This is a genomic window from Curtobacterium sp. ME12 (genome assembly GCF_903970855.1).
Lineage (GTDB): Bacteria > Actinomycetota > Actinomycetes > Actinomycetales > Microbacteriaceae > Curtobacterium > Curtobacterium poinsettiae_A.
Window position 1 is genome coordinate 1 of sequence record NZ_CAJCKD010000060.1, and the last position, 9,993, is coordinate 9,993.

Annotated in this window: 8 protein-coding genes; all 8 read right to left on the reverse strand. The window is 70.7% G+C overall.

What is annotated here, in order from left to right:
* Positions 1-344: 344 nt before the first annotated feature.
* On the reverse strand, positions 345-1,421 hold the full coding sequence (locus H7A73_RS17560; protein ID WP_182067182.1) for a quinone-dependent dihydroorotate dehydrogenase: 1,077 nt from the start codon (positions 1,419-1,421) through the stop codon (positions 345-347).
* A complete protein-coding gene (gene nrdR / locus H7A73_RS17565; protein WP_111023127.1) occupies positions 1,418-1,918 on the reverse strand; it encodes a transcriptional regulator NrdR in 501 nt (166 codons plus the stop codon). The genes H7A73_RS17560 and nrdR overlap by 4 nt, the downstream gene beginning before the upstream one ends.
* Positions 1,919-1,931: 13 nt before the next feature.
* A complete protein-coding gene (gene hisD / locus H7A73_RS17570; protein WP_182067183.1) occupies positions 1,932-3,239 on the reverse strand; it encodes a histidinol dehydrogenase in 1,308 nt (435 codons plus the stop codon).
* Positions 3,236-4,078 (reverse strand): phosphotransferase, encoded by an 843-nt coding sequence (locus H7A73_RS17575; protein WP_182067184.1) that lies wholly within the window; start codon positions 4,076-4,078, stop codon positions 3,236-3,238. The genes hisD and H7A73_RS17575 overlap by 4 nt, the downstream gene beginning before the upstream one ends.
* On the reverse strand, positions 4,075-4,425 hold the full coding sequence (locus H7A73_RS17580; protein WP_182067185.1) for a DUF2200 domain-containing protein: 351 nt from the start codon (positions 4,423-4,425) through the stop codon (positions 4,075-4,077). Before H7A73_RS17580 ends, H7A73_RS17575 begins: the two co-directional genes overlap by 4 nt.
* An 11-nt stretch (positions 4,426-4,436) precedes the next feature.
* Positions 4,437-7,916 carry a DNA polymerase III subunit alpha gene (gene dnaE / locus H7A73_RS17585; RefSeq protein ID WP_247737870.1) on the reverse strand — a complete coding sequence of 1,160 codons (3,480 nt, stop codon included), beginning with the start codon at positions 7,914-7,916 and terminating at the stop codon, positions 4,437-4,439.
* A 637-nt stretch (positions 7,917-8,553) separates the two neighbouring features.
* A complete protein-coding gene (locus H7A73_RS17590; protein ID WP_110864623.1) occupies positions 8,554-9,483 on the reverse strand; it encodes an RluA family pseudouridine synthase in 930 nt (309 codons plus the stop codon).
* Positions 9,480-9,993: signal peptidase II (locus H7A73_RS17595; RefSeq protein WP_182067187.1), on the reverse strand; the 514-nt coding region annotated here is incomplete at its 5' end. The genes H7A73_RS17590 and H7A73_RS17595, both read right to left, overlap by 4 nt.

Sequence of the window (9,993 nt, forward strand, 5' to 3'; positions counted from 1 at the left end):
TCAAGCTCAGCTCGTGTAGGATCCTCTGTGGTCGCAGCGGGGCGAGTTCTACAACTGTTATTTTTCAATGCTGCGCCCCCGCCCTATTCACGCCCCGGGCAAGGCCCCCTCCCCCAACGCGCCCCTCTCCGGATCTCGGGCTGCCGGGGCGCCGCTCGCCGTGCCCGGCTCCGCCACTTCCCACTCCCCCGCTCCTCCGCTCGTGCTTCGTGAGCAGGAATGGTCGGGTGGGCACGGCGCACCCGACTATTCCTGCTCACGAAGCGGCCGCGGCGCGCCCCCACGACGGACTGGAGGCCCGTGGCGGTGTCGCCACGGGCCTCCAGTCCGTCAGGTTCTCGCGCCTACCGCGCGGCGCGACGCAGCCGCCGACGGCGCAGCCGGTTGATGCGCGCCGCCCAGGTCGGTCCCTCGTAGAGGAACGCCGTGTAGCCCTGCACGAGCGTGGCTCCGGCGTCGATGCGGTCCTGCACGTCCTGCTCGGTGGTCACACCACCGACGGCGATGACGCAGAAGTCGGCGGGCACCGCGGCGCGGACGCGACGCAGCACCTCGAGCGAGCGGGCGGCGAGCGGCGCACCGGAGAGTCCCCCGGCACCCATCGCCTCGACGTCGGACGGATCCGCGGTCAGCCCGTCGCGGGAGATCGTCGTGTTGTTGGCGATCACCCCGGACAGGCCGAGCTCGACCGCGAGGCCCGCGATCGCGTCGATCTGCTCGTCGGTCAGGTCCGGTGCGATCTTGACGAGCACCGGAGTCCGGCCGGCGGCGTCACGCACCGCGGACAGCAGCGGTCGGAGCTGGTCGAGTTCCTGCAGTCCGCGCAGACCGGGCGTGTTCGGCGAGCTGACGTTGACCGCCAGGTAGTCCGCGAACGTCGCGAGCCGACGGGTGGACTCGAGGTAGTCGTCGATGGCGTCCTCGACGGAGACGACCCGGCTCTTGCCGATGTTCACGCCGATGACGGGGCGACCGGGGTTGCGGCGGGCACGCTCGAGGCGTCGGGCGGCCGCAGCGGCGCCGTGGTTGTTGAAGCCCATGCGGTTGATCAGGGCGCGGTCGCCGATCAGCCGGAACAGGCGCGGGCGCTCGTTGCCGGGCTGCGGCTTGGCGGTGATGGTGCCGACCTCGACGTGGCCGAAGCCGAGCAGGCCGAGACCGGCGATGCCGCGGGCGTCCTTGTCGAACCCTGCCGCCAGGCCGAAGCGCGACGGGAAGTGGATGCCCATCGTGGTGACGCCGTCGGCCGCTGCGGGACGGCAGAAGCGTTCGACGACCCCGCTCAGGAAGGGCACGCGAGGCAGCCCCGCGATCACGGCGAACGCCAGGTGGTGGGCACGTTCCGGGTCCATGTTCGCGAACACGGACCGGAACACGACGCGGTAGCCGCCGCGCACGATGCGTTCGGCGATGCCGCTCACGCGCGCGTGCCGGACGGTGTGGACGACCCGGCGGCCGTGTCGGACGCCGCGTGGTGGTCGCGGCGGAGCTGGCCGATGGCGTCCTCGAAGTCCTCGAGCGAGTCGAACGCCTGGTAGACGCTCGCGAACCGCAGGTAGGCGACCTCGTCGAGCTCCCGCAGGGGCGCGAGGATCGCGAGGCCGATGTCGTTCGCGTCGATCTGGCTCGATCCGGAGGACCGTACGGTCTCCTCGACGCGCTGTGCGAGCACGGCCAGGTCACCGTCGGTGACGGGGCGCCCCTGGCACGCTTTGCGCACGCCGGAGACGATCTTGTCGCGGCTGAACGGCTCGGTGACACCGTTGCGCTTCACGACGTTGAGCGACGCGGTCTCGGTGGTCGAGAACCGTCGACCGCAGTTGGGGCACTGTCGACGGCGGCGGATGGAGGTTCCGTCGTCGCTCGTCCGTGAGTCGACGACGCGGGAGTCCGGGTGGCGGCAGAAGGGGCAGAACATGTCGTTCCCCAGGCTATCGGTTCGTGCGCTCCGTCACGGCGGCCCCGTGCGCGGGGAGCTGCTCCTCGGTGGACAGGGCGACGATGTGCGGCGCGACCTCGGCCAGGGCCTCGGGCGTGTACCGGACGATCTGCTGGGGTCGCAGGAACGTCGACGCGGACAGCCCGGACCCGAAGCGGGCCTGGCCGCCGGTCGGCAGCACGTGGTTGGACCCGGCCAGGTAGTCCCCCAGGCTCACCGGCGTGCTCGGCCCGACGAACACCGCGCCGGCGGCGTCGATGTCGGCCAGCACCGCGTCGTCGTCGACCGTCTGGATCTCGAGGTGCTCCGGCCCGTACGCGTTGCTCACGGTCGCGGCGTCGGTCAGCGAGTCCACCAGGACGATCGCGGACTGCGGTCCGTCCAGGGCAGCCTGGAGGCGCGCAGCCGTCCCGAGCACCGCCGTGCGTTGCGGGATGGCGGCTTCCACCGCGTCGGCGAACGCCGCGGACGTCGTCACCAGCACGCTGCCGGCCTGCTCGTCGTGCTCGGCCTGGCTGATCAGGTCGGCGGCCACGAACCCGGCGTCGGCGGTGTCGTCCGCGATCACGAGGATCTCGGTCGCGCCAGCCTCGGAGTCGATGCCCACCACACCGCGCACCAGTCGCTTCGCGGCGGCGACGTAGTTATTGCCCGGCCCGGTGACCAGGTCGACCGGCTCGAGGTCGATCTCGGCGACGCCGTACGCCAGAGCGCCGACGGCTCCGGCGCCGCCCATCGCGTAGACCTCGTCGACGCCGAGGAGCCCCGCCGCGGCGAGGATCGTCGGGTGCACCGCTCCGCCGTGGTCGCGCTGCGGCGGCGACACGAGGGCGATCGAGGGCACGCCCGCGACCTGGGCTGCGACGACGTTCATCACGACGCTGGACGGGTAGACGGCCTTGCCACCGGGCACGTAGAGCCCCACGCGGCGCATCGGCTGCCAGCGCTGGTGGACCTCGGCGCCGTCGGCCAGGGTGGTCACGGACGGGGCGGGGATCTGCGCCGCACTCGCAGCCCGGACGCGGCGGATGGCCTCGTCGAGGGCTGCCCGGACCTCGGGGGTGAGCCCGGCCACGGCGGCGGTGATCTCGGCAGCGGGCACCCTGACGTTCGCAGGGGCCCCGCCGTCGAAGCGCTCGGCCTGGTCGTGCAGGGCCGCGGCCCCACGGTGTCGGACGTCCTCGATCAACTCACGCGCGGCGTCGACCGCGTGCGACACGTCACCCGCGGCGCGGGGCATGAGTCGGAGGAGTTCGGCACGGGCGGGGAGGCCGCCGCGGAGGTCGATTCGCTGCATCATGAGGCCTCCAGCGTACCGGCGGCGTGCTGCACGACGGCGTCGACCACGGGCCGGTGGCGGGCCGTCTGGTCGGCGTCCCACGCGTCGAGCAGGTGCAGCGTGGCGATCCGGAACGCCAGCGCACGGGCGAGCAGCTGCGGCCACTCGGGGACGCCGGGACCGAGCACGCCGAGTCGACCGACGGCGACCCCGTGCCAGCACACGGCGTCGACCGCCGCGATCGCTGCGCCGAAGCCCGCCGGGCGCCAGTACGGTGCCCAGTCGAACACCGTGGGCGGCTCGCCCGGCGTGAAGAGCACGTTGCCGAGCAGATCACCGTGGACGAGCTGCGACGCTGACGTCACCGGCCGGAACGTCGCGGCCAGGCGGTCCAGCGTCGGGTCGTCGGGCAGGGCTGCTCCGCCCCAGGCCATGCCGTCCGCCCGGCTCCAGGGCTCGTCGCGGTGGTCGAGGAACTCGGGGCGTGGCAGGTGGGCGATCGCGCGGTGGAACGCGGCACCCGCGGCGATCACCTCGTCCACGCGCGTGGGGTCGGTGCGACCGTCGACCCACCGCCAGGCTTCCCAACCGTCGTCACCGGTGCTGACGCTGGCGCCGGCGTCCACGACCCAGTCCCCCGACGTGGCGGCGACCGGGCGCGGCGTCCGGAACCCGGCCGTGTGGACGAGCCGCGCCAACGTGGCGGACCGCCACCGGGCCTCCAGGCGGTCACCGGACGGGCGGAGGACGACGTCCCCGGCGCGCCACGTGCGTCCCCGCCCGCCGCCGAGGCGCTCGATCGGCCGGTCGTGCACGCCGAACGCCCGGAGGACGTGCGGCGCCGGCTGGCCGTCGGTCACGCCGTCCGCAGGATCTTCACCATCGGCCGGCCCTTGGCGACCTCGTCGACGAGCTTGTCGAGGTACCGGATCTGCCGCATGAGCGGGTCGTCGAGCTCCTCGATCCGCACCCCGCAGATCACCCCGGTGATGAGCGGGGCGTTCGGGTTGAGGTGCGCGCCGGCGAAGAAGTCCTCGAACGTGGTCCGGTCGGCCAGGTGCTGCGCGAGCGCCCGGTCGCCGAAGCCGGTCAACCACTCGATGACGGTGTCGAGCTCCGCCTTCGTGTGGCCCTTCCGCTCCACCTTCGCCAGGTAGTGCCCGTAGACGTCCGCGACGGGCGTCCCGAAGATCCGGTGACCGGCCATGGTCGACGCTCCTACACCAGGCAGCGGGGTCCGAGCAGGCTCTTCAGCTCGCCGAACAGGTCGGGGGTCAGGTTCACCGGGAAGGGCAGCTCGAAGGTGCGCGCGACGTCGTCCTTGAGCAGCTTCAGCCGGACCTCGGTGTCACCCTGGTGGCGGCCGAGCACGGCGGCGAGTTCCGTCACCGTGCTCGTCGTGGCCTGGCGTTCGGGCAGGGACAGGGTGAGCGGGCCGGAACCCATCGCGTCGCCGACGTTCGGCTGGAACATGCTCACCGCGTGCAGGGCCTTGCCGTCGTCGCGGACGTTGACGCGGCCGCGCAGGACGACGATCGAGTCGGGCACCAGGGACGGGCCGAACTCCTGGTACGTCTTGCCCAGGAACATCACGCCGATCTGGCCGCCGAAGTCCTCGATGTCGACGATGCCGTACGGGTTGCCGCTCGTCTTCGCCACCCGGTGCTGCACGCTCGTCAGCAGGCCGGCGACGGTGACCGTCTCGCCCTCGATCGAGTCGTCCGCGGTGAGCAGGTCGGCGATGGTGATCGACTGGTGCTTCGCGAGTTCGATCTCGAGCCCGGCGAGCGGGTGGTCGGACACGTAGAGCCCGAGCATGTCCCGCTCGAACGCGAGCTTGTCGCGCTTGGACCACTCCGGTCGGTCCGGCACCTGCGACACCGCGGCGCTCGGGGCGTCCTCGGCTGCCTCGGCGAAGAGCGAGTCGAAGTCGAACCCGACGTTGCCGTGGGCCTCGTCGCGCTTGACCTTGACCGCACCCTCGACCGCGCCCTCGTGGATCTCCACCAGGGCACGTCGGGTGTCGCCGAACTCGTCGAAGGCACCGGCCTTGATGAGGGACTCGACCGTGCGCTTGTTCGCCGACGAGATCGGGATCTTGCGCAGGAAGTCGTGGAACGACTCGAAGGCGCCCTTCTCGGTCCGGGCCTTGACGATGTCGTCGACGACGTTGAACCCGACGTTGCGGATGGCACCCATGCCGAAGCGGATGTCGTCGCCGACCGCGGCGAAGAAGCCGATCGACTCGTTGACGTCCGGCGGCATCACCTTGATGCCCATCCGGCGGCACTCGTTGAGGTACAGGGCGAGCTTGTCGCGGGCGTCACCGACCGAGGTCAGCAGGGCCGCCATGTACTCGGCCGGGTAGTGCGCCTTGAGGTACGCGGTCCAGAAGGACACCACACCGTAGGCCGCCGAGTGCGCCTTGTTGAACGCGTAGTCGGAGAAGGGCAGCAGGATGTCCCACAGCGTCTTGATCGCCGCGTCCGAGTACCCGTTGTCCTTCATGCCCTGCTGGAAGCCCGCGTACTGCTTGTCGAGCTCGGACTTCTTCTTCTTGCCCATCGCGCGGCGGAGGATGTCCGCCTGGCCGAGGGAGAACCCGGCGACCTTCTGCGCGATGGCCATGACCTGCTCCTGGTAGATGATCAGGCCGTAGGTCGTGCCGATGATGTCCTTGAGGGGCTCCTCGAGCTCCGGGTGGATCGGCGTGATCGGCTGCTCGCCGTTCTTGCGGAGCGCGTAGTTCGTGTGCGAGTTCGCACCCATGGGGCCCGGGCGGTACAGGGCGATGAGCGCGGAGATGTCCTCGAAGTTGTCGGGCTTCATCAGCCGCAGCAGGCCGCGCATCGGCCCGCCGTCGAGCTGGAACACGCCGAGGGTGTCGCCGCGCTGCAGGAGCGCGTAGGCCTCGGGGTCTTCCAGGCCCATGGTCTCGAGGTCGAGGTCGATCCCCCGGTTCGTCTTGATGTTGTCGAGGGCGTCACTGATGATCGTGAGGTTGCGGAGCCCCAGGAAGTCCATCTTGATCAGGCCGAGCGACTCCGCTGCCGGGTAGTCGAACTGCGTGACGATCTGGCCGTCCTGCTCCCGCTTCATGATCGGGATGATGTCGATGAGCGGGTCGCTCGACATGATGACGCCGGCAGCGTGGACGCCCCACTGGCGCTTCAGCCCCTCGAGCCCGAGCGCCGTGTCGAAGACGGTCTTCGCCTCGGGGTCGGTCTCGACCACGGTGCGGACGTCGACGGCCTCCTTGTAGCGCGGGTGGTCCTTGTCGAAGATCCCGGTGAGCGGGATGTCCTTGCCCATCACGGGCGGCGGCATCGCCTTCGTGAGCTTCTCGCCCATGCCGAACGGGAACCCCAGGACGCGCGAGGAGTCCTTGAGCGCCTGCTTCGCCTTGATCGTGCCGTACGTGACGATCTGCGCGACGCGCTCCGACCCGTACTTCTCGGTGACGTACTTGATCGCCTCACCGCGGCGCCGGTCGTCGAAGTCGACGTCGAAGTCGGGCATCGAGACGCGGTCCGGGTTGAGGAACCGCTCGAAGATCAGGCCGTGCCGGATGGGGTCGAGGTCGGTGATGCGCATCGCGTACGCGACCATCGAGCCGGCACCGGACCCACGCCCCGGCCCGACGCGGATGCCGTTGTTCTTCGACCAGTTGATGAAGTCCGCGACCACCAGGAAGTAGCCCGGGAACCCCATCTGGTTGATGATCCCGACCTCGTAGTCGGCGCGGTCCTGCACCTCTTTCGAGATGCCTCCCGGGTACCGGTACTCCAGCCCCTTCGCGACCTCTTTCTCGAACCAGGAGTGCTCGGTCTCGCCTTCGGGCACCGGGAACTTCGGCATGTAGTTCGCCGAGGTGTCGAACTCGACGTTGCAGCGTTCCGCGATGAGCAGCGTGTTGTCGCAGGCCTCGAGGTTGTCGCGGAAGACGTGCCGCATCTGCGCCGGGGTCTTCAGGTAGAACTCGTCGGCGTCGAACTTGAAGCGGTTCGGGTCGTTGAGCGTGGAGCCGGACTGCACGCAGAGCAGTGCCGCGTGCGACTTGGCGTCGTGGGCGTGCGTGTAGTGCAGGTCGTTCGTGCCGACCAGCGGGATGTCGAGGTCCTTCGCCAGGCGGATCAGATCGCTCATGATCCGGCGTTCGATCTCGAGGCCGTGGTCCATGACCTCGGCGAAGTAGTTCTCCTTGCCGAAGATGTCGCGGTAGTCGGCGGCCGCCTGCACCGCTTCGTCGTACTGGCCGAGGCGCAGGCGCGTCTGGATCTCCCCCGAGGGGCAGCCCGTGGTGGCGATGATGCCCTCGTGGTACTCCTGCAGGAGCTCGATGTCCATGCGGGGCTTGAAGTAGTAGCCCTCGAGCGACGCCTTGGACGACAACCGGAACAGGTTGTGCATGCCCGTCGTGTTCTCGGCGAACATCGTCATGTGCGTGTACGACCCGGCGCCGGACACGTCGTCGCCCCCGCCGTCCCCCCAGCGCACACGGGTCTTGTCCGAGCGGTGCGTGCGGGGCGTGATGTACGCCTCGGTCCCGATGATCGGTTTGACGCCACCGGCCTTGGCGGCCTTCCAGAACTCGAAGGCGCCGAACATGTTGCCGTGGTCGGTCACCGCCACGGCGGGCATCCCCTGCGCGGCGGTCTCCGCCACGAGGTCGGAGAGCCTGGCGGCACCGTCGAGCATCGAGTACTCGCTGTGCACGTGCAGGTGGACGAAGGAGTCGGAATCCGACACGGAACCTCCGGTTCGTACGGTGTGCTGCGGTGTGGGAACAGCCTAACCGCGGCCGCCCACATTCCCGCGCGCGTCGGGGCGGACTGGAGGCACGGGGCGGGCCGCACCGCGCCTCCAGACCGGCAACAGGTCGCGACACGCGCGGGGCGCCCCGCCGAGGGGGCAGGACACGCCGCACGTGCTCCGCCGCGGGCGCAGAAAGCGTCGCCTGGTGGTGCCGCAGCCGACAGTTCGTGGCCCCTCGGCGCAAGCGCCCGGGCGTGCCGGACAGGAGGCGCGGGGCGGGGCCCCAGCGCGCCTCCACACCGGCACCGGGTCGCGGCACGCGCGAGGCGCCACGCCGAATGGGCAGGACACGCCGCACGCAGGCCGCCGCGGATACAGAACCCGTCGCCTGCCTGCGCCGCAGCCGACAGTTCGTGACCCCTCGGCACAATCGCCCGGGCACGGCGGTCTGGACACGCGCGGGGCGCGCCGCCGAGGGGGCAGGACACGCCGCGGGCCGACCGCCGCGGGTGCGGAAGGCGTCGCCTGGCGGCGCCGCAGCCGACGGTTCGCGACCCCTCGGCGCAAGCCGCCGGGCGCGTCAGAGCGACGCGCTCCGGATCTGCTCGAGCGCTGCCTGCAGGTCGTCCGGGTACTGCGCCTCGAACGACACCCACTCGCCCGTGCGGGGGTGGTCGAAGCCCAGCCGGACCGCGTCGAGCCACTGGCGCGTCAGTCCGAGCTCGGCCGCCAGCACCGGATCGGCGCCGTACATCGTGTCCCCGACGAGCGGATGGCGTGTCGCCGCCATGTGCACCCGGATCTGGTGGGTGCGCCCGGTCTCCAGGTGCACCTCGAGCAGGGTGGCGGCGCGGAAGGCCTCGAGCGTCTCGTAGTGGGTGACGCTCGGCTTGCCCTCCGACGTGACCGCGAACTTCCAGTCGCTCGAGGGATGCCGGCCGATGGGGGCGTCGATCGTGCCCGAGGTCGGATCGGGGTGGCCCTGCGCGAGTGCGTGGTAGACCTTCTCGACCGTGCGCTCCTTGAACGCCCGCTTGAGGTGCGTGTACGCCAGCTCGGTCTTCGCGACCACCATCAGACCCGAGGTCCCGACGTCGAGCCGGTGCACGATCCCGGCACGTTCAGCGGCGCCGGACGTCGCGATCGTGAAACCGGCGGCGGCCAGGCCCCCGGGCACGGTGGGCCCGTCCCACCCCGGCGAGGGGTGCGCGGCGACGCCGACGGGCTTGTCCACGACGACGATGTCCTCGTCGTCGTGCACGATCGTCATGCCCGGCACGGCCGCCGGAACGATGCGCGGCGGCTCCTTCGGGGTCCACTCGACCTCGAGCCAGGAGTCGGCGTGCAGCCGGTCCGACTTGTCGACGGGCACACCGTCGACGCGGACGCCACCGGCGGCGACGACGTCGGCCGCGAACGACCGGCTGAAACCGAGGAGCTTCGCGATGGCTGCGTCGACACGCTCACCGGCGAGCCCGTCGGGCACGGGCAGAGAACGCGATTCGCTCACGTGGCGTCGTGGCCCAGCGTGTCACGACGGTCGCGGTCCTCCGGCCTGGAGGCGCGGGTCGGCTCGTCGAGAGCGGCATCGGCCGACGAGAACGCGGCCCCGCTGTCGAGCGGCTCCGCCGCGTCGACCTGCGCCTGGCGCTTGGCCGAGAGCGTGCGGGTGCCGTCGAGGTTCACCCCGAGGATCACCAGCAGCACGAAGACCACCATGCTGATGCAGATGAAGGAGTCGGCGACGTTGTAGATCGCCGGCATCATCCACGGCGTCGAGATGAAGTCGACGACGTGGCCCCGTCCGAAGCCGGGCTCACGGAAGAGCCGGTCGAGCAGGTTGCCCAACGCGCCGCCGAGCAGCATGCCGAGCACGATGGCCCACCACATCGACCGGATGCGACGCGAGTACACGATGATCGCGACGACGACCGCGGCTGAGATGACCGAGAACACCCAGGTCATGTTCACCGCGAACGAGAACGCAGCCCCCGGGTTCCGGACGTACAGGAACTGCAAC